28 protein-coding genes are annotated in these 26,824 nt (G+C 67.6%); 6 read left to right on the plus strand and 22 right to left on the minus strand.

The window, feature by feature from the left end:
• Positions 1-3: 3 nt before the first annotated feature.
• Together ACJ8AT_RS22305 and ACJ8AT_RS22310 are read right to left on the minus strand one after the other, a co-directional pair.
• Positions 4-174: a hypothetical protein gene (locus ACJ8AT_RS22305; RefSeq protein WP_407739819.1), complete on the minus strand. Its 171-nt coding sequence runs from the start codon at positions 172-174 to the stop codon at positions 4-6.
• 230 nt (positions 175-404) lie between these two features.
• Positions 405-809 (minus strand): hypothetical protein, encoded by a 405-nt coding sequence (locus tag ACJ8AT_RS22310; protein WP_407739820.1) that lies wholly within the window; start codon positions 807-809, stop codon positions 405-407.
• Positions 810-993: 184 nt separating this feature from the next.
• Between ACJ8AT_RS22310 and ACJ8AT_RS22315 the strand changes: the two genes are divergently transcribed.
• Positions 994-2,703 carry a serine/threonine protein kinase gene (locus ACJ8AT_RS22315; RefSeq protein WP_407739898.1) on the plus strand — a complete coding sequence of 570 codons (1,710 nt, stop codon included), beginning with the start codon at positions 994-996 and terminating at the stop codon, positions 2,701-2,703.
• A 21-nt stretch (positions 2,704-2,724) separates the two neighbouring features.
• On the opposite strand, the gene ACJ8AT_RS22320 is transcribed toward ACJ8AT_RS22315, so the two are convergent.
• Both ACJ8AT_RS22320 and ACJ8AT_RS22325 read right to left on the minus strand, forming a co-directional pair.
• Positions 2,725-5,538 carry a M16 family metallopeptidase gene (locus ACJ8AT_RS22320; RefSeq protein WP_407739821.1) on the minus strand — a complete coding sequence of 938 codons (2,814 nt, stop codon included), beginning with the start codon at positions 5,536-5,538 and terminating at the stop codon, positions 2,725-2,727.
• A 113-nt stretch (positions 5,539-5,651) separates the two neighbouring features.
• Positions 5,652-6,071, minus strand: coding sequence for a hypothetical protein (locus ACJ8AT_RS22325; protein ID WP_407739822.1), 420 nt, complete (start codon positions 6,069-6,071; stop codon positions 5,652-5,654).
• Between the two features lie 476 nt (positions 6,072-6,547).
• On the opposite strand from ACJ8AT_RS22325, the gene sppA reads away from it, so the two are divergent.
• A complete protein-coding gene (sppA, locus tag ACJ8AT_RS22330; RefSeq protein WP_407739823.1) occupies positions 6,548-8,347 on the plus strand; it encodes a signal peptide peptidase SppA in 1,800 nt (599 codons plus the stop codon).
• A gap of 15 nt (positions 8,348-8,362) precedes the next feature.
• Here sppA and ACJ8AT_RS22335 read toward each other — a convergent pair whose 3' ends face one another.
• From ACJ8AT_RS22335 to ACJ8AT_RS22375, 9 genes are all read right to left on the minus strand, one after another.
• Positions 8,363-8,611 carry a hypothetical protein gene (locus ACJ8AT_RS22335; protein WP_407739824.1) on the minus strand — a complete coding sequence of 83 codons (249 nt, stop codon included), beginning with the start codon at positions 8,609-8,611 and terminating at the stop codon, positions 8,363-8,365.
• A 209-nt stretch (positions 8,612-8,820) separates the two neighbouring features.
• Positions 8,821-9,012 (minus strand): hypothetical protein, encoded by a 192-nt coding sequence (locus tag ACJ8AT_RS22340; RefSeq protein ID WP_407739825.1) that lies wholly within the window; start codon positions 9,010-9,012, stop codon positions 8,821-8,823.
• Complete coding sequence (locus ACJ8AT_RS22345) at positions 9,009-9,275, minus strand: hypothetical protein (protein ID WP_407739826.1); 267 nt, start codon at positions 9,273-9,275, stop codon at positions 9,009-9,011. Before ACJ8AT_RS22345 ends, ACJ8AT_RS22340 begins: the two co-directional genes overlap by 4 nt.
• 31 nt (positions 9,276-9,306) lie before the next feature.
• Positions 9,307-10,152, minus strand: coding sequence for a hypothetical protein (locus tag ACJ8AT_RS22350; protein WP_407739827.1), 846 nt, complete (start codon positions 10,150-10,152; stop codon positions 9,307-9,309).
• Positions 10,152-11,183 (minus strand): hypothetical protein, encoded by a 1,032-nt coding sequence (locus ACJ8AT_RS22355; RefSeq protein WP_407739828.1) that lies wholly within the window; start codon positions 11,181-11,183, stop codon positions 10,152-10,154. The genes ACJ8AT_RS22350 and ACJ8AT_RS22355 overlap by 1 nt, the downstream gene beginning before the upstream one ends.
• 23 nt (positions 11,184-11,206) lie before the next feature.
• Positions 11,207-12,730 (minus strand): hypothetical protein, encoded by a 1,524-nt coding sequence (locus tag ACJ8AT_RS22360; protein ID WP_407739829.1) that lies wholly within the window; start codon positions 12,728-12,730, stop codon positions 11,207-11,209.
• Positions 12,727-13,488, minus strand: a complete 762-nt coding sequence (locus ACJ8AT_RS22365; protein ID WP_407739830.1) for a TadE/TadG family type IV pilus assembly protein — start codon at positions 13,486-13,488, stop codon at positions 12,727-12,729. Before ACJ8AT_RS22365 ends, ACJ8AT_RS22360 begins: the two co-directional genes overlap by 4 nt.
• A gap of 106 nt (positions 13,489-13,594) precedes the next feature.
• A complete protein-coding gene (locus ACJ8AT_RS22370) occupies positions 13,595-14,227 on the minus strand; it encodes a hypothetical protein (RefSeq protein ID WP_407739831.1) in 633 nt (210 codons plus the stop codon).
• Between the two features lie 161 nt (positions 14,228-14,388).
• Positions 14,389-14,910 (minus strand): cysteine dioxygenase, encoded by a 522-nt coding sequence (locus ACJ8AT_RS22375; RefSeq protein WP_407739832.1) that lies wholly within the window; start codon positions 14,908-14,910, stop codon positions 14,389-14,391.
• A 382-nt stretch (positions 14,911-15,292) separates the two neighbouring features.
• On the opposite strand from ACJ8AT_RS22375, the gene ACJ8AT_RS22380 reads away from it, so the two are divergent.
• Complete coding sequence (locus ACJ8AT_RS22380) at positions 15,293-16,291, plus strand: hypothetical protein (protein WP_407739833.1); 999 nt, start codon at positions 15,293-15,295, stop codon at positions 16,289-16,291.
• Positions 16,292-16,302: 11 nt separating this feature from the next.
• Here the strand turns inward: ACJ8AT_RS22380 and ACJ8AT_RS22385 are convergent, their stop codons facing one another.
• Genes ACJ8AT_RS22385 through rpmH form a run of 8 tightly spaced genes read right to left on the minus strand, consistent with a single transcriptional unit; the run spans position 16,303 to position 21,998 of the window.
• Positions 16,303-16,965 (minus strand): Uma2 family endonuclease, encoded by a 663-nt coding sequence (locus tag ACJ8AT_RS22385; protein ID WP_407739834.1) that lies wholly within the window; start codon positions 16,963-16,965, stop codon positions 16,303-16,305.
• 24 nt (positions 16,966-16,989) lie between these two features.
• Complete coding sequence (mnmE, locus tag ACJ8AT_RS22390; protein WP_407739835.1) at positions 16,990-18,321, minus strand: tRNA uridine-5-carboxymethylaminomethyl(34) synthesis GTPase MnmE; 1,332 nt, start codon at positions 18,319-18,321, stop codon at positions 16,990-16,992.
• On the minus strand, positions 18,318-18,545 hold the full coding sequence (locus ACJ8AT_RS22395; protein ID WP_407739836.1) for a hypothetical protein: 228 nt from the start codon (positions 18,543-18,545) through the stop codon (positions 18,318-18,320). The genes mnmE and ACJ8AT_RS22395 overlap by 4 nt, the downstream gene beginning before the upstream one ends.
• Positions 18,546-18,575: 30 nt before the next feature.
• The gene (locus tag ACJ8AT_RS22400) at positions 18,576-19,355 is read right to left on the minus strand and encodes a hypothetical protein (protein ID WP_407739837.1); all 780 of its coding nucleotides are present in this window, start codon (positions 19,353-19,355) and stop codon (positions 18,576-18,578) included.
• Positions 19,352-21,157 carry a membrane protein insertase YidC gene (gene yidC, locus ACJ8AT_RS22405; RefSeq protein ID WP_407739838.1) on the minus strand — a complete coding sequence of 602 codons (1,806 nt, stop codon included), beginning with the start codon at positions 21,155-21,157 and terminating at the stop codon, positions 19,352-19,354. The genes ACJ8AT_RS22400 and yidC overlap by 4 nt, the downstream gene beginning before the upstream one ends.
• Before the next feature lie 48 nt (positions 21,158-21,205).
• Positions 21,206-21,424: a membrane protein insertion efficiency factor YidD gene (gene yidD, locus ACJ8AT_RS22410; RefSeq protein WP_407739839.1), complete on the minus strand. Its 219-nt coding sequence runs from the start codon at positions 21,422-21,424 to the stop codon at positions 21,206-21,208.
• Entirely contained in the window at positions 21,421-21,825 is a 405-nt protein-coding gene (rnpA, locus tag ACJ8AT_RS22415; RefSeq protein ID WP_407739840.1) for a ribonuclease P protein component, read from the minus strand. Before rnpA ends, yidD begins: the two co-directional genes overlap by 4 nt.
• Positions 21,826-21,839: 14 nt before the next feature.
• Positions 21,840-21,998, minus strand: a complete 159-nt coding sequence (gene rpmH / locus ACJ8AT_RS22420) for a 50S ribosomal protein L34 (RefSeq protein ID WP_044189417.1) — start codon at positions 21,996-21,998, stop codon at positions 21,840-21,842.
• Positions 21,999-22,379: 381 nt separating this feature from the next.
• On the opposite strand from rpmH, the gene dnaA reads away from it, so the two are divergent.
• The 3 genes from dnaA (at position 22,380) to ACJ8AT_RS22435 (ending at position 25,506) form a co-directional block, all read left to right on the plus strand.
• Positions 22,380-23,732 (plus strand): chromosomal replication initiator protein DnaA, encoded by a 1,353-nt coding sequence (gene dnaA, locus ACJ8AT_RS22425; protein ID WP_407739841.1) that lies wholly within the window; start codon positions 22,380-22,382, stop codon positions 23,730-23,732.
• Positions 23,733-23,909: 177 nt separating this feature from the next.
• Positions 23,910-24,653 carry a TIGR04255 family protein gene (locus ACJ8AT_RS22430; RefSeq protein WP_407739842.1) on the plus strand — a complete coding sequence of 248 codons (744 nt, stop codon included), beginning with the start codon at positions 23,910-23,912 and terminating at the stop codon, positions 24,651-24,653.
• 301 nt (positions 24,654-24,954) lie between these two features.
• A complete protein-coding gene (locus ACJ8AT_RS22435) occupies positions 24,955-25,506 on the plus strand; it encodes a hypothetical protein (RefSeq protein WP_407739843.1) in 552 nt (183 codons plus the stop codon).
• Positions 25,507-25,653: 147 nt separating this feature from the next.
• On the opposite strand, the gene ACJ8AT_RS22440 is transcribed toward ACJ8AT_RS22435, so the two are convergent.
• Positions 25,654-26,628 (minus strand): DUF2267 domain-containing protein, encoded by a 975-nt coding sequence (locus ACJ8AT_RS22440; protein WP_407739844.1) that lies wholly within the window; start codon positions 26,626-26,628, stop codon positions 25,654-25,656.
• Positions 26,629-26,824 lie beyond the last annotated feature (196 nt).

Consider the following 26,824-nt stretch of genomic DNA (forward strand, 5'->3'; position numbering starts at 1 on the left):
GCGCTACATCAGACACTCCATCACATCCACGAAGCTGCGAGTGCCACGCGTGCAGTCCCCCTCGCGGGCCGGGGAGGGCTCGCGCCGGGCCTTGCGCACCGCGGGAGTGCAGGCCTCGGCATCGGCGAGCGCCACCGGCAGCGAGGCGTTCGCGCCAGGAAGAGGAGAGTCCACTTCCCACACAGGAACGATGGAAGCCCGGTGAGCGCCGTCGGCGTCCGCGCGAGCCGTCGGATCAGCGCAAGCGGTAGGCGAGGAGCACACCTCATCCTCGGGAAGACACCCCGGAATGGGAGCGGCGCAGCCGAGAACGGGAAGAGTGGACCTCATGGGAACTCCTTGTGGTGATGGCCAAGGAGTAAGGCTTCGGTCTGACACGGGAAGTGGTGGGAGCGCCGCGTGCGTCATCTGTCGGGCAGAGACGTGGGGCAGTGGACGTTCTCGGGGCAGCGCCCCTCGGCCTTGGAGATGCAGGCGCCGCAGCACTCCATCTCGTCGGGGCCGCAGCGGGAGCAGCGCCCACAGTCGATCACGCCGCCGCACCCATCGCTCACCTGGCCGCAGCGTTTGCCACCCGACGAACAGGTGAGAGGCTGGCACACGCAGCGCCCATTCACGCACTGATCATTCGGGCCGCACGAGGCGCAGGTGGAAGCACCGGCATCCGGCTGGCTCGCTGGCCGAGCAGGCCTCTCCGTGGAGTCCTGGGGCACGGGCTTCAGGGCTTCGTTCCGCCCCGAAGAGCAGGAGACGAGCACCACCGCGCTCACCATCGCCAGCACGCACCCTCTCAGGTTCCAGTTCACCATCCACTCCAGGCAGGGCCCATCCCAGACCCGTTAGAGGCACAGGCGGGCAATCATCCGGGCCGCCGCTCTCTCATCTACCGCATTCCCCTCCGGCCCGACTCTGTGTCACCGTCTGCCCGCGCGGCGGTTGATAGCCGCCCCCGCCCTGGAGAGTACCCCGCTCTCAAGGAGGATCCGGCTCTTGATGCAGCAACTCGGCAAGTATCAGTTGATCCGGCAGCTCGCCACCGGAGGCATGGCCGAGGTGTTCCTCGCCAAGGCCGCGGGCCCCATGGGCTTCGAGAAGCACCTGGTGCTCAAGCGCGTCCTGCCCCACCTGGCCCTGGACCCGTCCTTCGTCCAGATGTTCCTGGGCGAGGCCAAGCTCGCCGCCCAGCTCAACCACCCGAACATCGTCCAGATCTTCGACTTCGGCGAGAGCGCCGGCGCCTATTACCTGGCCATGGAGTTCATCGACGGGCCGAGCCTGCGAAAGCTCCTCGATGACTCGCTGAAGCTCGGGGGGCCGCTGCCTCCGGCCATTGCCGCGCGCCTCATCTCGGCGGCGTGCGAGGGGCTGGCCTTCGCGCACGACTTCAAGGATCCGGCCACGGGCAGGCCGCTGGACATCGTCCACCGAGACATCAGCCCGGACAACATCCTGGTGTCACGCCAGGGCGCGGTAAAAGTAGTGGACTTCGGCATCGCCAAGGCCGCCGACCAGCAGCACCGGACGCAGACGGGAATCATCAAGGGCAAGCTGGCGTACATGCCGCCCGAGCAGATCCGCAACGATCAGATGGATCGGCAGGCGGACGTGTACGCGCTGGGGGTCGTCTTCTACGAACTGCTCACGGGGCAACGGCCGTTCAACGCGGACACGGACGTGAGCCTGATGCACACCATCCTCTTCGATCCGCCGAAGCCCGCCGCGCGACTCCGGCCGGAGCTGCCCGAGCCCGTGCTGCACATCCTCGAGCGTGCGACCGCCAAGGACCGCCACCAGCGCTACCCGGACTGCCTGGCCTTCCAGGCCGCGCTGGAGGAGTACCTCCTGTCCACGGGTAAGTCCGTGACGACGGGGCACCTGGCCCAGTTCATCGCGCAGGTCTCGCCGCCAGCGCAGGATGCGCCGTTCCTGCCCCTGCCCCTGCCCACAACCCCCGGGCCGCTCACGGACACGGCGCTGCGGCCCGCGCCGAGCCAGCCCGAGGAGCTGCCCGGGCGCCCGTTGATCACCGACACGTTGATCCGGTCCGTCCCGAGTGAGTCCCCACTGCCCGCCGGTGTGGATGCGTTTCCCGCCCAGCCGGTGACAGCGCCGCCCCCGGATCCTCTCCCGCGGGCTACCTTGCCTGCCGCTGAGGACACCCTCCTGGTCCCCGCGGTAGCAGCGCCCGCGGCTCGCTCTCCCTCACGGATGTCGGGGCCGCTGCGTGCGGCCATCGCTGGCGCGGTGCTGCTCGTCGCGGGCGGCGGCTATCTGCTCTCGCAGCGCTCTGGCCCGCCGCAGCCTGGGCCCGCGCCCGCACCGGTCGCTCCCGCCACCGGCCCCGCTCGCTCAGGAGATGCCACTCCCACGCCAGCAGAGGCACCCGCCACTCCCCAGACCGGTCCGGAGGCCGCTGCCCCAGCAACCCCGCCCGCCACGGAGGAGGCCCGGGCCGATCAGCTCGAGACGACAGGCACCATCGAGATCGAGGTCCGGCCCTCGGCGATCATCTACCTTCAAGGAAAGAGGCTTGGGCAGGCGACGCCGCTGGCGAGCGTGAACATCAACCCGGGCGTCTACACCCTGAAGTTCGTCAACAAGAAGCTGCGAAAGGTCGTGGAGAAGCCCATCGAAGTGAAGGCGGGACGCACCGCCTTCGTGCTCGTGGATCTGCTGCACGACGAGGAGGCCCAGAAGCCCTGAGCCTCCTCTGGCGCCGCTTCGCTACGGAGCCGCGGTGGCGGGTACCGGGGCCTTCTCCTTCTTCGTCACCCCAGCGAAGTCTCCCGCCTTCACCACGGTGAGCTTCTTCGCATCCACGTGCCGCACGAGCGCCTGGCGCACGTCCTCGCTCGTCAGCTTCGCCATGCGCTGCTCGAGCGCCGCGTCGAAGTCGAGCGTCCGCCCCAGGAACAGGTAGTTGGCCAGCTGCCGCGCCAGCCCCCCGTCCTGCGCGCGATTCGTCTGCCGGTAGTCCAGCAGGCCTCCCCGGGCCTTCTCCAGCTCCTGGGCGGTGAAGCCCTTCTCCAGCGCCAGGCTCAGCTCCTCGCGCAGCGCGGCCTCCAGCTTCCCGGCGTTCTGCGGCGCGTAGATGGCGTAGGCGGTGAAGGCGCCCACCGGATCCAGCGAGCTGGCGCTGAGGTTGCTGCCCACGCCGTAGGACAGGCCCTCCTTCTGGCGGATGCGCGTGGCCAGCCGCGAGTTGAGGAAGCCCCCGCCCATCATGAAGTTGCCCAGCATCAGCGCCGGATAGTCCGGGTGGTCATCCTTGAGCTGCAGGTTCTCGCCCGCGAGGAAGAAGGCGTTGGCCTTGTCCGGCGTCTCCACCGACTGCGACTGGGCCGCCGCGTCGTTGAAGGTCTGCGGCACGCGCATGAACGGGGCCGGGCTCTTCCACTCGCCAAACAGCTCGCTCACCAGCGGCGCGAGCTGCTTCGGATCAAAGTCGCCCACCGCGGCCAGCTCGCCCTGCGAGGCACCATAGAAGTCATGGTGGAAGGCGCGCGCCTGCTCCAGCGTGACGGACTTCAGCCCCTCGAGGTCCTCGGCCACCGTGGGCGCGTAGTAGGGGTGGCCCTTGGGGTACTGGCCGCCGAGCACCCGCCGGAAGGCATAGCTGCCCTGCGTGTCCGGCTCGGTGCGAGCCTTCTCCATCCCGGCCAGGCGCTCCTGCTGCAGCAGCGCGAACTCCTGGGCGTCGAAGGCGGGCTCGCGCAGCACCTCGGCCACCAGCCGCAGGACCGCGGGCAGGTTCTCCCGCGTCGTCTCCACGGAGACGGCGGCGCCCGTGGGCCCGCCATCCACGCTCACGCGCGCCTTGAGCTTGTCGAACATGTCCTGGAGCTGCTGGCGGCTCTTGGTCTTCGTGCCGCGCATGAGCATGGCGGCGGCCATCTGGGCCGCGTCCCGCTTGCCCATCAACGCCTGCTCGGTGCCCCAGCGCAGGTTGAGGGCCACGCTCACCATCTCGCCGCGCGTCTTCTTGGACAGCAGCGCCAACTTCAGCCCCCCGGGCAGCTGCGAGCGCTGCACGCGGGCCTCGATGTTGGCGGGGGACGGATCAAACGCCTCGCCCTGGGCCACGGCCGTGTGGCCCTTGTAGTCCTTGAGCATGGCGGCGATGTCCACCCGCGGCGGCATCTCCGCCCGGTCCGGCTTGGGCGTGGGGATGAACTCGCCCAGCGTCCGGTTGGATGCTTTGAGGTACGTGGCGGCCACGCGGGTGACATCCTCGGGCTTCACGGCCTGGATGCGGTCGCGGTGCAGGAAGAGCATGCGCCAGTCGCCGATGGCGGCCCACTCGGAGAGGAAGATGGCGGCGCGCTCCGAGTCATTCAGGACGAGCTCCACCTGCTTGAGCAGGCTCGTCTTCGCGCGGTTCACCTCTTCCTGGGTGAACGGAGTGTTGGCGGCCCCTTCCACCGTCTGGATCAGCGTGGCGCGGGCGGCGTCCAGGGACTGGCCCTCGCGGGTCTGCGCGGCGAACTGGATGACGCCCGGATCCTGGAGCTGCATGTTGTAGGCATAGGCGCGGGCGGCCTTCTTGGACTCCACCAGGGCCTTGTAGAGCCGGCCCGAGGGGTTGTCGCCGAGCACCTCGGTGAGCACGTCGATGGCGGCGAAGTCGGGGTGGGCGCCCTCGGGCACGTGGTAGACGGCGGTGATGGCGCCGGTCTCTCCCACGCGGCGCAGCGTCACCTCGCGCTCGCCGTCCTGGGTGGGCTCCTCGGTATAGGTATGGGGAATGGGCTGGGCGGGCGGGCGCAGGCGGCCGAAGGTGTCCTGGACGAGCTGCAGCGTCTTCGCCTCGTCGAAGCGGCCGGCCACCACGAGCATGGCGTTATCCGGCCGGTAGTATTTCTTGTAGAAGGCCTGGAGCTTCTCGATGGGGACGTTCTCCACGTCCGCCTTGGTGCCGATGGTGGGCTTGCCGTAGTTGTGGAACAGGTAGGCGGCGCTCATCACCCGGCGCTCGAGCACCGAGTGCGGATCATTCTCGCCGCGCTCCAGCTCGTTGCGGACCACGGTCATCTCGCTGTCCAGGTCCTTCTTGGCGATGAAGCTGTTGACCATGCGGTCGGCCTCGAAGGACAGCGCCCAGGAGAGGTTGGCGTCCGAGGCGGGCAGCGTCTCGAAGTAGTTGGTGCGGTCCAGCCACGTGGTGCCGTTGGGCCGGGCGCCGCGCTCGGTGAGCGCCTGGGGGACGTTGGCCGTCTTCGGCGTGCCCTTGAACATCAGGTGCTCGAGCAGGTGGGCCATGCCGGCCTCGCCATAGCCCTCGTGCTTGCTGCCGACGAAGTACGTCACGTTCACGGTGACGGTGGGCTTGGTCGGATCCGGGAAGAGGACGACGCGCAGCCCGTTGGGGAGGCGGTACTCGTTGATGCCCTCCACGCTCGCCACCGGGGCAAGCGTGCCAGCCTTGGCCTTGTCGGCCTTCGCGGCAGGGGCCGGAGCGGCGGGGGCTGGAGCCTTGGCCAGCACCGGCACGGCGGTGAGCAGCAGGGCAGTGAAGAGGGAAAGGGGGACACGACGCATGCAGAGCTCTCGGGTCAGCGGGGTGTGGACGGGGCCTTCAACCGCGTGGACCTTACACGTCATCCCGAGAAACCACCGACCGCTCTTACGCCTGGGAGCAGAGCGCACGAGTATTAATGAACGTCGAGAATCCGCCCTTGCCCATCAATGGCGTATTCAGCACCTGCGTCTGGGATGATGGCGTCGATTCCACATCTGGACAAATCGGGAGCGAACTCCACGAAGAAGAGATTGTCGCTGACCCGCAGCACGGATGTGTCGTAGTTCTCCCATCGAGAGAGACACCAGTTAATCCGCTTGTCATCACCCTGTACCTTCGCACCCGGCGGCAAGTAATGGTTCATCGCTACCGCGAGCGCCCGTGTCATCGGCCCGTCCATGTGGAGGCCCTTCTCGTAGGAGTTCGGATAACGCACCTCGCCTCTTCCCATGGAGGGGAGTTCGACCGCCTTTTCGTACTTGTAATAACCAAAGTACGAACATCCGCTCAACAGGCCAAGACAACAGGCCAAAACAGGAAATGGCAATCTCATGACACCTCGCACATAGACACCATTCAGGGGAGCCAGTCCATGCCTTCCATCATCTCAATACTTCCTTGATCACTGTAGACCCTCCCAATGGGGATCCCACGCCCATCCCGGAGTTTCCCCCAGCGTCTTGAACGGTCCGGCCAATGGCCCGTCCACTTCCAACAACCCATTTGGCAACCGGCGCACCCGGACGTTCGGATTCGGGGCCGAACACCCCCACAGTTCACTCAGCAGCCACAGCACTCCAGCCCAGCACAGCCTCCTGAACATGCCGCCTCCTGGATGACTCAGGGCATCTGAGCCCCTCCGCCTGCCTCCCGGAAGGACTCAGCGGGTGAATCCCAGCAAGCAGTGCCGGCGAGTAGCCGCGAACAGTCCGGCCCTCTTGTCCCTTCTGGAACATCGTCCGGGGGCCTCGTTAGTAGTAAGCACCTGATCCGGGCCGCCCCTTCACCGGCCCGAGGAGTCTGCGTCACATGAAACGCTTCATCGTCGGAGCGCTGGCCACCATCGGGGCCTTGTCGATCCTCGTCTTCCTCGGCTTCATCCTCTTGATCTTCATCGCCGCGGGCAGCAAGCCGGGGGTGCCGGGCAACGTCGTGCTCGAGCTGGACCTGGACAAAGCCCTGCCCGAGCAGGTGGCGGAGAACTCGCTGGCGGGGGCCTTCGGCAAGAACGACACCACCGTGCACGACGTGCTGGACGCGCTGGAGAAGGGCGCCAAGGACGACCGGGTGAAGGCGCTCCTGGTGCACGTGGGCCAGCCCGGCAGCATCGCCGAGGTGCAGGAGCTGCGTGACGCGGTGAAGACCTTCCGCGCCAGCGGCAAGAAGGCCATCGCCTACGCGGACACGCTGGGCGAGTCCAGCGCCGCCACCGGCGCCTACTACCTGGCCTCCGCCTTCGATGAGGTCTACATCCAGCCCTCGGGCGACGTGAACCTCACGGGCCTGGCGCTGGAGACGCCCTTCGCCAGGGACGCCTTCGCCAAGCTGGGCGTGCAGCCGCACATCGGCCAGCGCTACGAGTACAAGAACGCCGTCAACACGTACACCGAGCAGACCTATACGGCCCCGCACCGCGAGGCCATGGAGAAGATGCTCGGCAGCTTCTACGGGCAGATCGTCCGCGGCGTGGCCGAGGACCGCAAGCTCAGCGAGGACGAGGTGAAGTCCCTCATTGATCGCGCGCCGCTGCTGGGCCAGGCCGCCCTGGAGGCGAAGCTGGTGGACGGGCTGCTCTACCGCGACGAGGTGCTCGAGAAGGTGAAGAAGCTCGCGGGCGACAAGACGAAGCTGCTCTTCGTGGACAAGTACCTGGAGCGCGTGGGCCGGCCCCACACCACGGGCGATTCGACCATTGCGCTGGTGTACGGCGTGGGCGGCATCGCCCGCGGCAAGAGCGGAGGCAGCCCGCTCAGCAGCGAGCAGAACATGGGCGGCGACAGCGTGGCGCTGGCGCTGCGCAAGGCCTCGGATGATCCGAAGGTGAAGGCCATCCTCTTCCGAGTGGACAGCCCCGGAGGCAGCTACGTGGCCAGCGACACCGTGCGCCGCGAGGTGCAGCACGCGAGAGAGAAGGGCAAGCCCGTCATCGTCTCCATGGCCACCTACGCGGCCAGCGGCGGCTACTTCGTCTCCATGGAGGCGGATAAAATCGTCGCCCAGCCGGGCACCCTCACCGGCAGCATCGGCGTGTTCGGCGGGAAGATGGTGACGGCGGACCTCTGGGCCAAGCTGGGGGTGAACTGGGAGACGATCGCCCTGGGCAAGGACGCCACCATGTACAGCACGGACTCGGACTTCACCCCGGAGCAGTGGGCCAAGAACGAGGCCTCGCTGGACCGCGTGTACGCGGACTTCACGCAGCGGGCCGCCAAGGGGCGCAACCTGCCGCTGGAGCAGCTCCAGTCCCTGGCCAAGGGCCGCGTGTGGACGGGCGAGGACGCCAAGGCCAAGGGGCTGGTGGATGAGCTGGGCGGCTTCCCCAAGGCGATGGAGCTGGCCCTGGAGGCGGCGAAGCTGCCCAAGGACGCCCAGGTGCGTGTGCAGGTGTTCCCGCGCAAGAAGCAGCCGGCGGAGGTCCTCGCCGAGATGCTCGGCGGCGGAGGCGGCGACAACAGCGAGGACGAGGCGAACGCTTCCGTGGCCGCGCTTGCCCCGTGGGCGCCGGTGGTGGAGCAGGCCCAGGCGCTCTACCGGCTCGGCACGAAGCTGGGGCTGGTGCGCTCCCAGACGGAGACGCTCCGGGCCCCGCTGCCCGACACCCAGTGGTAGGCCCCGGGCCGGAGGTTATCGGCCCGAGGACTCCTTGCACTGGCGCGTGCAGCGCTTCTCCTCGTCGCTGCACGCCTTGAAGCACGCGTCGTTGTCATTGCCCGCGTACTTCTTGCAGATCTCCCGGCAGCGCTGGGACTCATCATTGCAGCGCTCCTCACACCGTGGGGACTCGCGGCGCTTGTCCTCGGCCCGCGCCGGCATGGCGCCCAGCCATACTCCCATCGCCAGGCCGCAGCCCAGCATCCAACCCTGCATCTTCATGACACCCTCCGAAGTCACCCGCGCGGACGCCTCGGCGGAAACACCGCTGACGCTCCACCGCTGTTCGGCCCCGGCCTCAGAGGAGGTGGCGAGCGCCCCCGGAGTGGTGGACTCCTGGGAGCGGGTGACTCGCGCAGGCTAGCGGCCCCCGCTGACAGTGCTCGGCCGGCGCGGTGCTTCGGGCTTGCCCGGCCGCTGCCCGGCCCCCGTCAGGGCAGGGGCGACTGGATGATGTAGTAGAGCGAACTGAAGTACTTGCCCAGCGCGTCGATCATCTGCACCAGGTAGGGCCAGCTCAGCACGGTGAAGCCGAGGAACGCGGCGGCGATGGTGACGTACTCCACCATGGCCTGCCCTCGGCGCAGCGGGCGTGGCCAGGGCTTGCGCAGCGCGGAGCTCACTTCTTGCCTCCGGGCTTCTGGCAGTCCTGCTCGCACTCCTTCTGCAGATCCCCGCACGCCTTGAGGCACAGGTTGGTGCCCGTGGTCGCGTGCTTCTTGCACGCGTCCTCGCACTGCTTCTGCTCCCGCTTGCACGCGCCCATGCAGCCATCATGGTGCTCCTCGCGCTCCTGCTGCTGCTGGCTCTTGGCCAGCGCCATACCGCCCCAGAGCAATCCGGCTCCGAGCGTCACCGTGAGGATCCGATTCCATGCGTGTTTCATCTGCGTTCTCCGCGAGTGTCTTCGGCTCAGCCTACTCCTGCCGATCAAAGGTGAGGTACAGCCGCACGCCCGCCCCTTGCTGGTTGACCATGACGGTGGCTCGGCTGCTGCCCCGGCTGGCCGTCAAGTGTGCCTCCAGGGGGTTGCCCGCCGAGGCGCTCTCGAGCCTCCAGCCCTGGGACTCGAAGGCCCGGCGGTAGAAGTCAGCCGTCTCGGAGGCCTGGGCGGACTCCTCCTCCGCCATCACCGAGTAGCGCACCCTGCCCTCCTGGTGGAAGGTGAGGACCACGGGGTTGGTGGCGCCCGGCGGCATGGGCAGCTCCGGAGGCACCCGCTGGTCCTGATCCTGGCCCGCCACGAAGGAGGCCACCTGGCCCGAGGAGACGAACACGGTGGTCTCTCCGCCCTGGGCGAGCGCCGACACCATGTGCATCTCCTCCGTGTTGGGCTGCATGTAGCCCACGTACCCGGCGTTGTCGTTGTAGAGGTGCTGGACGGTGGGGATGCCCGCATCCAGCAGCGTGGTCCGGTAGAACTCGAGCACCTCGAAGGGCCTGTCCTTGGTGGTGAAGTACGCGACGGCGATCTTCGAGCCGGGATCCAGGTAGTCCGCCGCGAGCGCCTCGGGCGCCGCCTGCTTGTAGGGCGGCAGCCCCGCGGTGGCCCGCTGGGTGATGGCGCGCTCCTGGGGCGAGGGGCCCGAGTACCACTGGGGCGACGAGGGCCGCTCGTCCGCGGCCCCGGTGGGCAGCGGCACCAGGGGCTTGTCCTCGTCAGGGAGGCTCGACTCCCAGCCGAAGCCGATCAGCGCGCCCGCCACCGCCACCGAGAACAGCAACAGCCCCGCTCGCGCGAGAGAGGACGGCTCACGCGCCATCAGCAGCTTTCAGGGTTGGTGCAGCCCATGTAGTAGCCGCCGCGGTTGTTGTACGTGTTCTGGTACGCCGAGTCACGCCAGGGCGCCGAGAAGTAGCCCGCCGAGCCGCTGTCCCCGTTCACCTGCACCGAGGGCGGCGCGCCCGCGGGGAACGAGATGCGGGCCGTGCCCGGGTCGTCCTGAGTGGGGTTGATCAGCAGCCCCTGGGACACCGTCTCCAGCATGAAGGCGCGCGCCATGTTGATGGCGATGGTCCCCGCGGGGTTGCCCGTGTAGATGTTGTTCACGCGGTCCCACACCGGGCCATCCGTGCTGCCCGCGGGCTTGGCCAGGTTCCTGTCGTTGAGCGCCCACGGGTCGGCCACCACGGAGAAGTGGACCTTCTCCAGGAAGTACGCGGTGTCGTTGTCACCGGCCTGGGCTTTGGAGTGGACATCGCCGCTCTTGTCCCTCCAGTTCTCCTTGCTCATGTCCACCTTGGAGAAGCTCTGGAGGAACGTCTTGGGCATCAGGTAGTTCTCCACGATTTCACGCCCGTGGCACTCGAAGAGGCCGCCGTTGTTGCCGAAGGAGCCCTTGTAGCCGCCGAAGGTGGTGTCGCCGAAGTCGCCCACGTTCGTCCTCGGGCTCTCGCAGGCGACCTGCTCGGCGTCGCCGTTGAGCCAGCACACGTGGCCGCTCAGCGCATGGCCCACGTGGTGGTTCAGCCCGTCGCAGTCCGTGCTCTGGTTGTAGCTGTCACCGCTGGACTCGTGGTCGCAGAACATCAGGCGCGCGTTCTTCTGCACCGCCGAGCCGCCCGCCACGGGGGCGGTGCCGGGCACGTACGCCAGGCCCAGCTCGCTCGGCCGGTTGAAGTCCTGGATGGTGAAGTCCCACGGCGTGGACGTCACCGCCTCCTGGAGGTCCGCCGCGTAGCGCAGCAGATCATCCAGGAAGAGGGCGTACATGAAGACGGGGATGATGATGATCATGCTGATCGCCGTCTCCACCGTGGCTGCACCGCGCTGCTTCTTGAAGGAACGAGGCATGGGAAGGCTCCAGGTCCGGCGCTTCACAGCGGCAGGTTGGGCACGGCGGCCATCTGCGCCGCGTCCGTCTGGCCGGCGGCGGTGAGCACCTCGGCGGCCTCCTGCGCGGTGAACGGGTGCAGCTTGGCGCGCCAGAAGGGGTTGAACATGTTGGGGTCTTCCTTCCAGGCCCCCAACCGGTGGTAGTAGACGAGCGCCTTGGACAGGCCCGCGCCCTCATTGGCCGCCAGGTTGATGGTGGCCGTGCCCGTGCCGCCGTTGTCCCACTTCACGGTGGCCGAGGTGTTGAGCTGCCACGGCGCCTTCGTCACCGCGTCCGCGCGCAGCGGCATGGTGATGTAGCTGTACACGTGCGGCTGGCCGAAGTCGTGCTTCTGGTCGGGGTCCGCGCGGAACTTCATGAAGCAGTCGCCCTGCATGGTGCAGGCCAGCAGGTTCTTCGTGTTGGCGCCACCGAACCCGTTGTGGTTGCCCGAGTGGGCGCCGCTGGGCGAGTGGTGGCCGCCGTTGGCGTCCGACTCGATCTCCGAGCTGTAGGTGGCCACGCCGATGCCGTGCTTCCAGAAGCTGAAGGTGTCGCCGTGCTCGTGGGAGCCGGACATCGAGCCGTCGTTGCCGGCGTTGGCGTTGTGGAAGGCCCCATTGCCCCGGGAGTTGACCGTCTTGGCGCTGCCGCTGTGGCTGACGATCATGGTGGCGCCCTCGCCCTGGATGTTGTGCATCAGGTCCTGCGAGAACTGGGGGTTGAGCCACTCCAGGGGATAGCTGCGGTTGGCCGTCCAGTCCGGGCGCGAGGCGTTGGCCACCTCCGTGATTTCAATGCCGCGGGTGCTGTTGGAGGCGTTGGAGGGCCGGCCCGGCAGCGCGCACACCATGCCGTCGATGGCGCAGCTGAACTCGGCCACGTTCATACCGCCCACGGCGCTGTTCACGGTGCTGGCCTCGGGGGCGTTGATCTGCCGCAGCTGATCCAGGCCCGACGAGTTGCCATCCCGGAGCGCGTTGATCAGCTCCGTGCCCACCAGCTTCTGCGAGGCGTGGATGGTGTTCATCATCACGTCGAGCGACTTCACCGCCTTGTTGAAGGTGTTCTCCGTGTTCTTGACCTTGTTGTCGTAGTTGCGGCCCTCCCGGCCGAACTTGGTGGCGATGCGCAGCGCCTGAAGGCCGTGCAAGCAGTGGAGACAGGCCGAGGGCGGCCACGGGCAGGGGCTGCACTGGGCGAACTCGAGCCCCATCACCTCGTAGAAGTCCGTCTGCGCCGCGCGCATCATGTCGCCGGTGGAGCTGGCGGCGGACATGTACGCGTGCACGGTGTTCATCGCCACGAAGGTGGAGGCGATGGCACGGTTGCTCATGGCGTAGTAGTTGAGCGTGCGCGCCTGGAGCACGGCCATGGAGTAGGCCACCGCGTCGCTGTGCTGCTGCAGCCGTGTCTTCATCCGCAGGGCGTGGCTGAGGTTGAAGCTCAGCACCACCATGAGCGACAGCAGGAACAGGGACAGGGAGGCCAGGACGAGCGCTTGGCCCCGCGCAGCCCGCTTCACATTTTGTTGGAGGTTAGGCATGCGTTGCTGCTCGGGAGCTGCGAGAGATAGATATTGGATTGCATCCGCATGGTGTAGGCGGCGCGGATGGGCAACACGTAGGCCCCGCTGGAGGCGGCGGCCTCGTACTTGTTGTCGAAGCCCCAGTTCTTCGTGGGCTTGCCCATGCGCATGAGCATGGGGATCTCCCGGTTCATCGCCGCCTTGAAGATGACCCAGTTGGCGAACGGGATGGGCATCCGGTAGTTGAACGTCACCTGGATGCGAAGCTTGGTGCGGTTGTTGCCCTGCCAGTCATCGCTGGCGGCCACCTGCGGATCATCGAAGTCCATCTCGCCCGACGAGCCGCCGCCGGCCTCGGCCGTGGTGGGGCCGCACGTCACCACCTCCACGTACTGCAGGCCGGTGTCCGGCATCCGGTTGCCCTGCACCCCGGGCGTGTTCCACTTGGTCGTGAAGTCCGAGGCGCTGTTGATGGTCTGGATGTACTCGCCCCCCCTGCGGCCCTCGCTCACCAGGGGCAGCATCACCGCCAGGGCCTCATTCTCCATCACGCTCTTCTTGGCGTTGTTGATGGCCCCGGCGCGCACGGCCTTGTAGGCGGCGTACTTCGTCATCAACCGGGCCTGGTGCATCAGGCCCAGCTGGAGGACGCCCAGCAGCAGGAAGACGAACAGCGGGAGGATGATGGCGGACTCAACGGCCGCCTGACCCGACTCCCCCGTGCTCGCTCCGCGGATCAAGACCCTGAACCTCATACCGCCCTATGCTCTGAAAACTGGCCGCTTCCTTCCATCCGTCAAATGGACGCCCGGTGCAATTCTCGTGCAACGGGATTCCAAACCTCAAATCCTGAGAAGCCGATCAGAGCTTGTTGATGGCCTCGCGGTCCGAGGCCGTCAGGCCGGACCCATCGGTGATGTGCCAGACGGCCTCCTGGACGGTGTTGTTGGACTCCACCAGGGGCAGCGTCTTGCTCTGGAGCAAGCCGGTGAGCTCCAGGACCGAGGCGTCCTGCGTGACAGGCCCCATGCTGTAGGTGTCCTGCCCACCCGCGGTGGGATCGCGGCTCTTGTTGAGGCAGTAGAGGTAGAGGGGGACGAAGAGCTGGGTGCGTCCGGCGGGCACCTCGATGGAGGCGCTCTGGAGGAGCATGCCGTTCTGGCTGGCGTCCGAGTCCGAGATGAAGACGAGCCCGGGAGGGAACACCACGGTGATGGGCTGCTGGGAGGTGTTGCGGAAGTTCAGGCACACGCGCACCAGGCCTCCGCTGCCCTTCTTGTCCTTCTCCTTCTGGTCCACCGGGATGCAGAAGGGGTCATCTCCCTTGATGGGCTTCTGGAGCTCGACGCCCGTGGGGAGGGTGTAGGCGGTGCCGACCGGCTTCTCCTTCGACGGGCCCATGCCGGGCCGTGACTGCGTCTGGGAGGGATCCCCGCCGTCGTCCTTGCCGGCTCCTCCGCTGCTACACGCCATGAGTGCCAGCAGTGCGGACAAGCAAGCAGCCCCTGCGAGACTTCGCTTCATAGGCAAGCCCTCGGCTTTGGAGTCCTCGGCGGATAATCGGGACGTCACTCTAGCGCCCCAAACACCTGGATGGCTCCAACGATGGCAAACCCTCGCGGGGCTGGCTGTCCCGCGGCGGAGCGGCCCGGCGCTCAGGGCCGATCGGGGACCTGGCTTGGGGGGCGGGTGTCCACGGGGCGGCCGAAGACGGAGTGGTAGCACAGCCGGCGGGGCGCACAGCGCTGGCGGCGCACGTCGAACACCAGGCACTCCTCCACCGGCGCGGCGTACACGTGAAGGGAGACGGCGGGGCCCTCGAGCACGCAGACCCGATGGATGGAGTCCAACCGCCCGCGGTAGTCCACATGGCCGAGGCCCACGGACTCGGCGATGCTCGGCGGGCCCAGCAGCGCGTACCCCGGCGCTTTCCCACCGGCCAGCAGCGGGTAGTCCTCGAGCTGGAAGGTGCCGGCCTGGATGCTGAACCAGCACTCCTGATCCGAGTGATCATGGATCGGCGAGGAGACTCCGCAGTCCCAGCAGTTGACGACCACCTCGAAGCGCGAGTCCCGGTAGACGAGGTTGCGCGTATAGCGCCCGCGTTTGAAATGAAGGAAAGGCCCCAGGGACTCGGGGCGGACCCTGACGCCTTCCAGCCGCCGGCCCACCTTCATCGCACCACAGGCTCCGTGGACCTCTTCCCGAAGGCACCGGAGCACCTCTTCTAGAGACGCCTCGTACACGCGGCGAAGATGGGCACGAGGGGTTCGCACTACCACTTACCCTGGTACTCCAACGAATCCCCGGGAGAAGAGAGGGCTGCCGGGGAGGAGCCCGTATTGAACCCCGGACAGTCGGCCTTCTCGGACAGTCGGGTGAAAAATCCAGGGAAATCGCGGGGTTGTGGCGCCAATGCGGAACATTCTGGCGCCTGGGAAGAAGACGGGCGGACGAGGGTCCTGTAAGAGTCTTGGTCACACTCAGCCAGGGCTGCTTACCCAGCAGCCAGGCTGCCCACCATGGAACCGCCTGGGGGGCGGCAGAGAGGTACGGACCATGAAGAAGCGACTGGGAGACATTCTGCTGGCGCGTGGGATGGTGGACTCGTTGCAGCTGCAATCGGCGCTGGCGTTCCAGCGCCAGTGGGGGCTGCCGCTGGGTCAGGTGGTGGTGGATCAAGGTTTTGCCGGCGCCGAGCAGGTGTTCTCCGCGCTGGAGGAGCAGACGGGCATCCCCGCGGTGAACCTGGACTCGCAGCCGATGGATCCGCGGCTGGCGCGGCTGGTGCCCCTGAAGGTGGCCGAGTCCTACCGGGTGGTGCCGCTGCGGCTGGAAGGCCCGCGCGACTCGGTGCTCGTGGTGGCCATCGCGGCGCCGGCGAACCTGGACGCGCTGGACGTGGTCAAGAGCGTGTCGGGCAAGGGGCGGGTGGTTCCGAGGCTCGCCACGGACGCGGCGCTCCAGCGCGCCATCGGCCGGCTCTACCGCGGAGAGAACTACTGGACGCCGGTGCCCGAGGCCCAGCCCGCGCTGGCGCTGCCGGATGCCGATGAGGTCATGCACTTCATGGCCAACTGCATGATCGAGGACGTGGTCATCGAGCACGAGCTGTTCGAGGACGATGCGCGGGGGCAGGGGAGCTCGTTCGAGCAGGATGGGCTTCCGTTGCTCACGCCGCTGGAGCCGGCGCCAACGAAGTTCTCGGCGGCCCTGGCCCGAGTGTTCATCTACGGCTGGGGAGCCGATGCGAGCGAGGGCCTGGTGCGCGCGCTGAGCACGGCGGGGATCGCCGCGCGAGTGGTGGGCGCCGCCGAGGTCCAGGGCGCAACGGGAGACATCGTGGTGGTGTCACCGCTGCCGTCCGTGGAGGCCCTGGGCCAGCGCGTGAATGCGCGGCTGCTGGTGGCGGGCAAGGCGCCGGAGCAGGAGCTGAAGCGCTCCCAGGCGGTGGGCGCTCTGGGCTTCCTGGCGGCGCCGGTGGATCCGGAGCTGCTGGTGCGCGCGGTGCGCCGGCTGCTGCGCCTGGGCAGCGAGCCCTACCTGCGAGCGAGCTGAGCCTCCCAGCCCTATCGCCCCGCCGCGAGCGCCAGCGGGGCTTCCAGCTCCACGGGCAGCCAGAGCGAGCCCAGGTTGAGCGTCACGCCGGGGAACGGATCCGCGCGGACCAGGGCATCTCCCTCGTAGGAGGCGGCGAAGAGCCAGCCGCGCTTGACGCGGTGGAACACCTCGAGCGTGCGCGCCTCCGGATCAATGAACCAGGCGTGGGACACACCGTGCTGGGCGTACAGCGGCAGCTTGCGGATGCGGTCCAGCGCGACCGTCACCGGAGAGACGACCTCGCACACCCAGTCAGGGGTGAGGGTGAGGAACGGGGCGCTGGGCTCGGGGGGAGCGGCCACGCGCTCACGCCGCCAGCCGGCAAGCTCCGGCACCATCACGTCGCGGCCCAGGTGCAGCTCGGGCGCGCGCAGGAAGCACCAGCGGCCATTGCCTCCGCGGCGGTGATCCAGCTGCTCTCCCAGCTCCACGCCCAGCATGAAGGCGGCGCGCGTCTGGGCGGCCAGGGGCCGAGGCGAGGCGACGAGCTCGTCTTCGACGATCTCGCCCACCCATCCCAGGGGTAGCGCGTTGAGGACCGAGTACGTCGCCTGATCAATGCGGGTTTCCGTCACCGTTTTCTCCCGTGCGGCGGGCTGAACGGTGACGCATCTTAGGGAGCGGTCTGACATCGCCCGGCGGCCCCGGTAAGTGGGCTATTTGCCAATGCAGAAGCGCTGGAAGATGGCGTCCAGGAGCGCCTCGGAGACGTGGGTGCCGGACACCTCGCCGAGCGCCTCGAGGGCCAGCCCCACCTCGCCGGAGACGACCTCCAGGGTGGAGACGCGGCTGGCCTGCTCGGCTCGCGCGAGGGCCTCGCAGGCGCGGCGCAGCGCGTCGGCATGCCGCTCGGAGACGAGCGCAACGGCCGAGGGCGTTCCTCCTCCCCAGAGCCGGGAGAGGACCGTGGTGCGCAGCGCTTCGATGCCCTCTCCCGTCAGGCCGCTCACGCGGAGCTGATCCGGCCCCCGGGAGCTGGAGGAGGCGCTCACGTCGCACTTGCCGGCCACGTGCAGCAGGGGCGTGGCGCCGGCCTCGCGGGTCCACGCTTCCGTCTCGGAGGCCGCGACGTCCGGAGGCAACACGAGGACAGCCAGATCCGCGGCGGCCAGGGCCTCCCGCGTCCGAGCAATGCCGAGCGCCTCCACGCGGCCTGGAGTGTCTCTCAGCCCAGCGGTGTCCAACAGCGTGAGGGCCAGCCCATCCCACTCGACGCGGGCCTCGAGCACATCGCGCGTGGTGCCGGGCTCATCGTCCACGAGCGCCCGCGCCTCGCCCACCAGCCGGTTGAAGAGGGTGGACTTGCCCGCGTTCACCGGCCCGTAGAGCACCACCCGCGCTCCCCGGCGCACCAGCCTTCCGCGCCCGGCCTCGTCCAGGAACACCTGCGCCTGGGCTCGCAGCGCCGCCACACGAGCCTGGGCCTCCGCGTCGGCCCCCTCCGCCTCGTCCGGGAAGTTGAGCACGCCCTCCAGGTCCGCATGGAGCTGGCGCAGGGGCTCCTCCAAGGCTCGCACTCGCCCCGAGAGCGCCCCGGACAGCCCCGCCGCCGCGGCGCGCACTGCCGCCTCCGAGTCCGCGGCCACCAGATCCGCCACAGCCTCGGCTCGTGTCAGATCCAACCGGCCCAGGAGGAAGGCGCGGCGGGTGAACTCACCGGGACGCGCGGGGCGGACCCGCTCGTCCTCCAGCACGCGCCCGAGCAACAGCTGCAGCAGGCGCGGGCCACCATGGGCCTGGAGCTCCACCACGTCCTCGCCCGTGAACGAGTGGGGCGCGCGAAAGTAGAGGAACAGGCCCTCATCCAGCGTCCGGCCCTCGGAGTCCACGAAGGCGGTCAGGTACGCGTGGCGAGGCGTGGGCTCGGCGGGGATGCCAGGGGCCAGCTTGCGGCCCACCTCGAGCGCCGCGGGCCCGGACAGCCGGAGGATGCCCACCGCCCCGGCAGCTGGAGCCGTGGCCAGGGCGGCAATCGTGGAACCGCTCACCGGATGCCAGGAGCGGGGCTGGAGCCGCGAGCGGCCTTCTCCACGGCCTCGCGGTTCTCCTGGATGTACTTCTCCACCGCCGTGTCCTCGAGCTCCAAGTCTCTGAGCACGCCCGGGTAGACGAAGCGGAAGGCTGGCGAGTCTTCATCCCCCCGCAGGCGGAAGCTCATCTTCAGCACCGCCGCGCCGTACAGCTTGTCCTTGAGAGACTTCGCCTTGCCCATATCCTCTCCTGAAGGCCGAGCGATGGGGGCTCAGCCCTCGAAGTCGTCCTCGTCATCATCCGGCAGCAGGAGCTTCCGAGGCAGCGGCGCCGGCTTGTCCGGGGTGAACACCACCCGCCGGCACCGGCCCTCGCCCTCGCCCGCCACCGCGACGCCCGTCACGCCCTCCACTGCTTTCAAGACACGCGCCCGGTCCTCCAGTTTCATAGCAGCGATGGCGTAGAAGCGCCCCAGCGAGGCCGACTTCCCGGCCAGCTGTCGAGCAGCCTCCTTGAGCACCGCGTCCTCGCTCACCTCCACCGTGCGCTCGTCCGAGTCGGTGCGCCGAGCCGGAGGAGCCGCCGCGGGCGCGGGGGCCCGGGCCGCCTTCGCGTTCGCGGGAGCAGGCGCGGGCGCGGGCGCCTGAGCCTTGGGAGGAGCAGGCGGGCGCGGCGCGGGGGCGGCGCTCGCGGCGGGGGCAGGCGCGGGAGGCTGCGGCTCCTTGCGCGGCCGGGGCTCGGGTAAGACGCCGGCGCCCAGCAGCACCCACCGCCGCTCGAGGCCCGGACGGTGGAGCATCTTGTTGAGCAGGAACTGGAGCGAGTCCACCACCTGGCTGCGCTTGCCGTTCTCCACTCCCGGAGGCGCACCCGCCTCGAAGTGGAGGGCCACGGCGAGGCTGCCATCCGAGGCATCCTGGAACTCCAGCCGCGCCGGGTAGCCCATCAGCCCGAGGATGTCGGTGAGGAGCCGCTCCACGCGGCCCCGGGTGTCACCGCCCGCGCCGGAACCGCCGGGGGGCTGCTGCTGCGGTAGGGCCTGCTCGGTCACTTGCGTTTGCCTCCCCCGGACTCCACTGGCACTGCCCCGCTCTTGAGCTTCTGGTGCGCCAGCCACTTCTTCAACCCGTACTGCTGAGCGATCGACAGCAGGTTGTTGGTGAAGATGTAGAGCGACAAGCCCGCCGGGTAGTTCAGCAGCGTCGCGGTGAAGATGATGGGCATGATCCAGATCATCATCCGCGCCTGGGCCGCATCCATCATCTGCGGCTGCATGCGCTGGGTGATGATCATCGACACGCCCAGCGCCAGGGGCAGCAGGTAGGTGGGGTCCTTGTACGTCAGGTCGGTCCACACCGGCCCCACGAAGGGCTCCCAGTAGATGTCGAAGCTGTTGCGCAGCGAGGTGAACAGGGCGATCCACACCGGCATCTGGATCAACATGGGGAGGCAGCCGCCCAGCGGGTTCACCTTGGCCTGCTGGTACAGCTTCATCACCTCCATGTTCATCTTCTCGCGGTCGTCCGCGTACTTCTTGCGGATCTCGTCCATCTTCGGCTGGAGCTGCTTCACCGCCTCCATGCCCACCATGGACTTGTAGGTGAGCGGCAGCAGCACCAGCTTCACCAGCACCGTGAGCAGGATGATGGCCACGCCCCAGTTGCCGACCACGCCGTGGAACTTCTTCATGAAGAACAGGAGCACCTTGCAGATCAGCTCCCACATGCCGAAGTCCACCGTCTTCTCCACGGTGGGATGCCACGCCGCCGCCGCCATCCCCGCGCTGCTCAGCACCTCGGGGCCGGGCAGCGGCTTGAGCAGATCCGGATCCTTCGGGCCCAGCCAGCCGCCGAAGCGCAGCGTCACCGTCTCGCCCGGGCCCACCGTGAGCGGGAAGCCCGCCATCACCTCGCGCACCGTCGGCGTCGCCGTCAGCACGCAGCGGCCCACGCGAGGCCCCTCCAGCGGGTAGAGCATGGACAGGAAGTACTGCTGATCAATGCCGAAGTAGTGCACCGGCCCTTGGAGGGTCTGCGGCGGCTCGTCGCTGGGCGCCAGCTTGTGCAGCTTCTCCTCCACGTGGCACGCCGCGCGGCTCTGGTTGCCCACCCCGCCGAAGAACGAGGGCGCGTGCTCGAAGTTGGGATCAATGGCGCGGCTGTGGTGCAGCTGCAGCTCGCCCGTGACAGCCTGGGCGGAGGTGTTCTTCACCTGCACCGTGTACGCCAGCTCGAAGCCCGCGTGCGGCCACTGCAGCGTCTTGGTCACCTCCCACGGGCCGCGGCGCGCGGTGAAGACCGCGCTGTCCTGGCCCGTCTCGGCCGCCGTCCAGTGCGTGTTGGCCGGCAGCGGCGCCGGCCCGTCGATGGTGAGCGACAGCGGCAGCGGCTGGCCCGCCACGGGCCTGGCCAGGTTCATCTGCGGCGGCGGCGGCAGCTCCGCGCCGAACAGCTTCTTGAAGCCCTCCTGCGCCGAGAGCCGCTGCTGCTCGCGCATCTTCGGGCCCAGCAGCTCCACGGAGGTCAGCCCCGCGCCCTCGGTGGAGAAGGTGTACACGGACTCCTGGCGCGTGCGCTCCACCGTGCGCACCGGCGCCTGCTGCTCCTGGGGCGCGCTCGGGGCGGCCAGCTCCGGGGCCGGAGTGCCACCGGGAGGCGGCGGCGCCACCGCGGCCACACCCGCATCCGCCGTGACACCCGCGTCCGCGGCGGCCGTGGCCTGCGGCTGCTGCGAGGGTGCCAGCACGAGCATGTAGAAGGTGACGGCCGCGAAGGACAGGCCGAGCGCTATCAGCAGCCGCTTCTGCGAGTCGTTCGAGTCGGGCGAGAGAGGATCGTCAGGGGGAAGGTTCATAAGGTCCCCTCTCGCGAGGGAGAGGGCTGGACAGGGCGGCCTGGGCGCTCAAGGCACCGGATCGAGGCCGCCGGGGTGGAAGGGGTGACACCGCAGCAGGCGCCGCACGGTGAGCCAGGAGCCCTTGAGGCCGCCGTGCTTCTCCAACGCCTGGAGCGCATACGTGGAGCACGAGGGGTGGAAACGGCACACCTTCGGCAGCAGCGGCCCGATGAGCCGCCGGTAGAAACGAATGGGCAGGGCGACGAGGAAAGCGAGCGGGCTCATGAAGAGGCCCCTCCCGGCGTGGGGGGAAACTGCCGCTGCAGCTTGCGGGTAACACCCTCGAAGGCCCGAGCCATTTCGGCGAAGGACACCGCTTTGGCCGAAGCGCGCACCACCAGCACCACGTCCAGCCCGGCGGGCCATTGCCCGCGCCGCTTGCGAAACAGCTCGCGCAGCAGGCGCCGCAGCCGCACGCGCACCACCGCGTTGCCTACCTTGCTGGACACGGTGAGCCCCAGCCGGGTGTAGGCCCGGCCGTTGCGCTTCACCAGGGCAAGCAGGCAGTCCGCGGAGAACTTCTGCCCGCCCTCCTGGACCTGGAGGAACTCGTGGCGGCGCAACAGGCGCAGGGCCTTGGGGAAACCTTCACCCTGGCGTTCTGCTCCCGGGCCCGCGGCCGTCACCAGTGGCCCTCGGGCTACTTCTTCGGCGCGGACACCACCAGCCGCTTGCGGCCCTTGGCCCGACGGCGCTTGAGGACCTCGCGGCCCGCGCGCGTGCTGTTGCGCTTGCGGAACCCGTGCGTGCGATTGCGCTTCACCTTCGACGGCTGATACGTGCGCTTGGCCTTGGCCATGGCTGAACTCCTGAAACACCGGCGGCGCCTCTGATCCGGCGCGGCCCTGGGAAAAGGCGGCGCTCGTAACCCGTTCTCCCACCCAAGTCAACGTTGGACGTGTTTCCCGCTCGCTCGCCCGATCAGCCCAGGCCCCTCTCCCCACCCCTTTTTGCACGCCTCGCACTCCCAGTGAAGCCAAAGCAGGTGACCCCAAGACCTGGGGGGTCGGGCCGCCGCCACCACAATCGACTCGAAGCGGCATGTCGGTTGCCGATCAGAAACCGCCCAAGAAACCATCGGGGTTCCGGTGCTTTGACTTGGGTGCTTGATCGTCCACTGTGCGTTTGTTAGCACGGTCGGCCCCCGGCGCGTAGCCGGTTTTGCACCCCTGAGACTCGTGTGAGCGCCCTCGCAGAAGCTCTGAGTACACCGCCAAGTGCCGGAATTATCTGGGCTCGGACGCTGGATACCCTCCGGCAGGAGGGGAAGACGTACGCGCTGACGTGGCTGGAGCGGATGCGTGCGTTGGATGTGCGGGAGGGTGCGCTGGTGCTGGGCGTGCCTGATCGCTTCTTCCGCGACTGGGTGGATGACCACTACCGCGCGCTGCTGGAGGCCACGCTGGTCCGGGTAGGGGACGGGTTGGCCAAAGTGGCCTACGAGGTGGTGGAGGAGTCCTCGGCCTCGGTGAACCTGCTGCCCACACCGACAGTCAAGGTGAACGTAGCCCGTCCGCCCCGGCTGAGCGTGCGGTTCACCTTCGGCACGTTCGTGGTGTCGGACTCGAACCAGCTGCCCGCGGCGGCGGCTTCCGCAGTGGCGGACCGGCCGGGCCATAACTACAACCCCCTCTATATCTATGGGGGCACGGGGCTGGGGAAGACCCACCTGCTGCACGCGGTGGGCAACCACATCTGGGAGAAGGACTCGAACCAGCGCGTGGTGTACCTGTCCAGCGAGCAGTTCACCAACGAGTACGTGGAGAGCGTGCGCGAGCACCGCATGGCGGACTTCCGGCGGAAGTTCCGCGAGGAGTGCGACGTGCTGCTCATCGACGACATCCAGTTCCTGGGCAAGCGCGAGGAGACGCAGAAGGAGTTCTTCTACACCTTCAACACGCTCTACGAGCTGAACAAGGCGATTGTCCTCACCAGCGACACGCTGCCCTCGGAGATTCCGGGGCTCGAGGAGCGGCTGCGCAGCCGGTTCACGATGGGGCTGATTACGGACATCCGCGAGCCGAACTACGAGACGCGGGTGGCCATCCTCCAGAAGAAGGCGGAGGCCGAGCGGCTGGCGCTGCCGGATGACGTGGCGCACTTCATCGCCAAGCACATCCAGAAGAACGTGCGCGAGCTGGAGGGGGCGCTGGTGAAGCTGTCGGCCATTCACAGCCTGTCGCGGCAGCCGCTGACGGTGGAGTTCGCCTCGCAGGTGCTCAAGGACATCCTGCCGGCCAACCGGGTGGTGGACGTGGAGGCCATCCAGCGCGAGGTGGCGCGCTACTACAAGCTGACGGTGGATGCGCTCAAGGAGGACCGGCGGCACAAGGCGCTGGCGCACGCGCGCCAGGTGGCCATGTACCTGTGCCGCAAGCTCACGAAGAGCTCGTTCCCGGAGATCGCCTCGCGCTTCAACAAGGATCACTCCACGGTCATCTCCTCGGTGCGCAAGGTGGAAGGCCTGCGCGAGACCGACGCGACGGTGAAGCGCGAGCTGGACGAGCTCGAGACGAAGCTGGGCGGCGGGTAGCGCTGGCAGTTCGTTCAACCGAACCTTCAGAGCCATCAGGCGTGCCCTGCGCTACAGGACAGTCTGCTGACCTGCTATACTGGCTTACTGGTGCTCACGCTCAGCAACCTCGACCCGGGTGTCGCATGTGCGCCGATCGATAAGACCAGGTGCCGCAAAGGGTGCTAAGAACCTTGTGTGCTCCAACGCTATCACCGTCCACCGTTAGTAGAAGCCACCTACGAAGTCTTCGTACGGGATGCGCCAGGCTGGTCCCAACTCTCGGAACAGCAGTTGGAGCAGAATCTGAAGGCCTCTTTTTCGGGGCAACGGGAGACGCTCGAACCAGTAGGCGTTGATATCCTCCTGGGTCCCCGGGGTGTGAGCCACAGTCCGGTTCAGGGAGCCAAGAGAGTCCGACTCTGGTCAGAGGATAAGGGTTCGCTTGTTCAGTTCAGCCAGGAGATGGCCGCTCTGAACGTTCTCTTAGCAGGTTACTCAAGCTACGCGTCCGTTGTTCCCCAGCTAGAGAACGTCGTTCGCGCCTACTTGAGTGCTAGCCAACCAACCCGACTAGCCTGGATTGGCCAGCGGTACTTGAACAAGATCGAACTCCCGACTGCCGCTAGTGAGGCGAGTACCTATTTTCACTACTATCCACGAGTACCTGCGGTGGGTATCCATCGTCCCTTTGCTCTGCAGGTCGTATCGGAGGTCTTCGATGGGGGGGAAGTAGTATTAAACTTGACTTTCAAGGGAAAACATGGTGAGCGCCCCATCTACTTTTTGGGCATATATGCTCGGTCCAATGTGGAGATAGAGCCGCGTCTGGAGACGATCATGCGTTGGCAAACGACAGCCCACGAAGCCATCAGACGCTCTTTTACGGCGGCGTTAACAGATTCTTGTCGCCAGTTGTTCGATGAGGAGGTGCAGCCATGATCGCATTCACCCCTTCCTTCACTACGAGCGTGCTTTCGTCGGACGCTTTTGCTCCTCCCGCCATTGTGCGGATGTGGGATCAAGCTGCGCAGAGCGTTTCAGTGCTGCTGACTTCCGATGAGTGGCCCTCCCCAAACAATGGGCCGTTGGCGCAGCTCTTGGACCAAGGGACGGCAACGGTACGTTCACTGGCTATCTTGCCTGTGGACCCTGAGGCGGATCGCTTGATGTCAGAGTGGATTGCCGAGCAGCCGGCAAGTAGCTTGAGGAAGCGTCTACTCCCTCGGAAGTAGGGCACAGCATGGGGGAACGCTGGCCGCCCGTTTACGATGCAACCGAGCTTCAGGGTATCATCCACAAGATCAGCTCACGTGAAGGGCTCGCTAAAGAGATTTACGCGCCACTCGCGCCCGCTACGTCGCCCCCATTTTTCCAGGGCGATGTAGTGGCTCTGGATACCGAGTTGCCCCTACTAGATGAGCAGGGCTCACCTGCTGCCGTGGAGCCTGCTGTCAGCTACTGGCTTGTCCTCGGTAATAGCTGTGACTTGGATCGAGCACTAGCAGATGTACCGTTTACTCAGTTGCTGCCGATCCGTGAACTTGTGGTCGGCACCACTCCGGAACGAGTCGCAGCGCTCACGCAGTACCGCGCCTCCCGTCAGTTCCACCTTCCAGATTGGGATGCCGGCAACCGCTTCCTATATGCAGACTTCTTGACGCCGGCGACTATAGACCGGCGTGGTCTGATGAACCGGGGGCGACTTACGGCCCGCATGAGTCGAATCGGTTGGATGCTACTGCACGCCTGCACAGTACGGTTTCTTTGCCGCGACGATGGCCGTTTCGATTGAGTTCCTTGGGTTTGTCGTGGAGGTGCTCGCCTCGGAGCGCACCGCCCGGTGCCTCGCCCATACCTACGAGGCCCGGGTCCACAAGCAGAGCTACTGGGTGAAGCGTTCCAGCACTCCCGCCCCGGAGCCCCTGCCTTCTCCGCCGTCTCAGTGCGTCATCGGCTGGGAGGGCTCCGAGATGGCCTCCAGCGTGTGGCCCGCCTCGTGCTCTCCCATCGCCTCGGAGAGGTCTCCCAACGACAGGATGCCCACCAGCGTCTTGTCCCGGTCCACCACCAGCAGCCGGCGGATCTGCTCCTCCTGCATCCGCTGCGCCGCCAGGCCCACGTCCTCGTCGGCGAAGATGGACTCCACCTCGTCCGTCATCACCCGCGAGATGGGCGTGCTGCTCGGATCCATCCCCTGGGAGATGGCTCGGACCACGATGTCCCGGTCCGTGATGATGCCCTGCAGCCTCTGCCCGTCACACACCGGAATGGCTCCCACGTTGAGCGTGCGCATCTGCTCCGCCACGTGCCTCAGCGTGTCCTCGGGGTGCACCACCTCCACCTCTCGCGTCATCACCTCTTCCACGCGCTTGCCCAGCGTCCTCCTCCTGCCTCGCGTCCGGGGCCCGGCCAGGGGCGTGTCCGTGGCTGCCCAGAGCGTGCGCAGATCGCGCGGGAGCTGGCCCAGCACGTCCATCGCCTCGCCCTCGCTGATGTGCTCGCGCACCGTCGCCAGCACCGCGCAGGTGATGCGCTCCGCCTCCTGCATGTCCACGCCCAGGTCCTCGGACACCATCCCCAGGAACTCCGCCCGCCCGAACTTCCGGTACGGCCGGCCCTGGTGATTCGGGCAGCGCTCCATCAACGCCACCACCTTCCTCGGCAGCTGCGCCTCCATGTGCCGGGCCTCGTCGCTCATCAGCCGCTGCTCCATCACGCACAGCACCGATTGGATCGCCTGCTCCGCGAGTCTCCGGTCCAGCCCTTTGGCCTCCAGGTCCCTCAGGAAGAAGGTAAAGGTCTGCGCGGCACGTGACTCGCTCCGCTGGGCCCGCACCTCCGGCGTCGAGCCCGGCCGGGCCTCACGTGACTCAGTCTCCGTGTCTGGGAAGTTCTCTCCTCGCTCTGTCGCCATGATCGTCCTCCTCGTGATTTCCCCTCTTTAGAGCGTGGCCACCGCCACACCTGGAGGCACCCGAGCGAGGCACTCCCTCGCGTCCGGTGCCAGGGGCCCCAGGCCAGAAGACGAGCCCGCAGCACGCTCCATGGGGCAGAGAAGGAGAGAGGGCTCCCAGGCCCTCTCAGGCGACACAGCGCAGCGGCCGGACCGC

It is taken from the genome of Hyalangium sp. (genome assembly GCF_045802625.1).
Classification (GTDB): domain Bacteria; phylum Myxococcota; class Myxococcia; order Myxococcales; family Myxococcaceae; genus Hyalangium.

Bases quoted from the DNA above. Each gene is read 5' to 3' on its own strand.
- ACJ8AT_RS22325 (WP_407739822.1), bottom strand. From the start codon at position 6,071: ATGAGATTGCCATTTCCTGTTTTGGCCTGTTGTCTTGGCCTGTTGAGC.
- ACJ8AT_RS22355 (WP_407739828.1), bottom strand. From the start codon at position 11,183: ATGCCTCGTTCCTTCAAGAAGCAGCGCGGTGCAGCCACGGTGGAGACG.
- ACJ8AT_RS22435 (WP_407739843.1), top strand. From the start codon at position 24,955: ATGGGGGAACGCTGGCCGCCCGTTTACGATGCAACCGAGCTTCAGGGT.
- ACJ8AT_RS22315 (WP_407739898.1), top strand. From the start codon at position 994: ATGCAGCAACTCGGCAAGTATCAGTTGATCCGGCAGCTCGCCACCGGA.
- ACJ8AT_RS22310 (WP_407739820.1), bottom strand. From the start codon at position 809: ATGGTGAACTGGAACCTGAGAGGGTGCGTGCTGGCGATGGTGAGCGCG.
- ACJ8AT_RS22320 (WP_407739821.1), bottom strand. From the start codon at position 5,538: ATGCGTCGTGTCCCCCTTTCCCTCTTCACTGCCCTGCTGCTCACCGCC.
- ACJ8AT_RS22375 (WP_407739832.1), bottom strand. From the start codon at position 14,910: ATGAAGGTGGGCCGGCGGCTGGAAGGCGTCAGGGTCCGCCCCGAGTCC.
- yidC (WP_407739838.1), bottom strand. From the start codon at position 21,157: ATGAACCTTCCCCCTGACGATCCTCTCTCGCCCGACTCGAACGACTCG.
- ACJ8AT_RS22395 (WP_407739836.1), bottom strand. From the start codon at position 18,545: ATGGGCAAGGCGAAGTCTCTCAAGGACAAGCTGTACGGCGCGGCGGTG.
- ACJ8AT_RS22380 (WP_407739833.1), top strand. From the start codon at position 15,293: ATGAAGAAGCGACTGGGAGACATTCTGCTGGCGCGTGGGATGGTGGAC.
- sppA (WP_407739823.1), top strand. From the start codon at position 6,548: ATGAAACGCTTCATCGTCGGAGCGCTGGCCACCATCGGGGCCTTGTCG.
- ACJ8AT_RS22365 (WP_407739830.1), bottom strand. From the start codon at position 13,488: ATGAGGTTCAGGGTCTTGATCCGCGGAGCGAGCACGGGGGAGTCGGGT.
- ACJ8AT_RS22440 (WP_407739844.1), bottom strand. From the start codon at position 26,628: ATGGCGACAGAGCGAGGAGAGAACTTCCCAGACACGGAGACTGAGTCA.
- rpmH (WP_044189417.1), bottom strand. From the start codon at position 21,998: ATGGCCAAGGCCAAGCGCACGTATCAGCCGTCGAAGGTGAAGCGCAAT.
- ACJ8AT_RS22385 (WP_407739834.1), bottom strand. From the start codon at position 16,965: ATGTCAGACCGCTCCCTAAGATGCGTCACCGTTCAGCCCGCCGCACGG.
- ACJ8AT_RS22345 (WP_407739826.1), bottom strand. From the start codon at position 9,275: ATGAAACACGCATGGAATCGGATCCTCACGGTGACGCTCGGAGCCGGA.
- ACJ8AT_RS22335 (WP_407739824.1), bottom strand. From the start codon at position 8,611: ATGAAGATGCAGGGTTGGATGCTGGGCTGCGGCCTGGCGATGGGAGTA.
- ACJ8AT_RS22350 (WP_407739827.1), bottom strand. From the start codon at position 10,152: ATGGCGCGTGAGCCGTCCTCTCTCGCGCGAGCGGGGCTGTTGCTGTTC.
- yidD (WP_407739839.1), bottom strand. From the start codon at position 21,424: ATGAGCCCGCTCGCTTTCCTCGTCGCCCTGCCCATTCGTTTCTACCGG.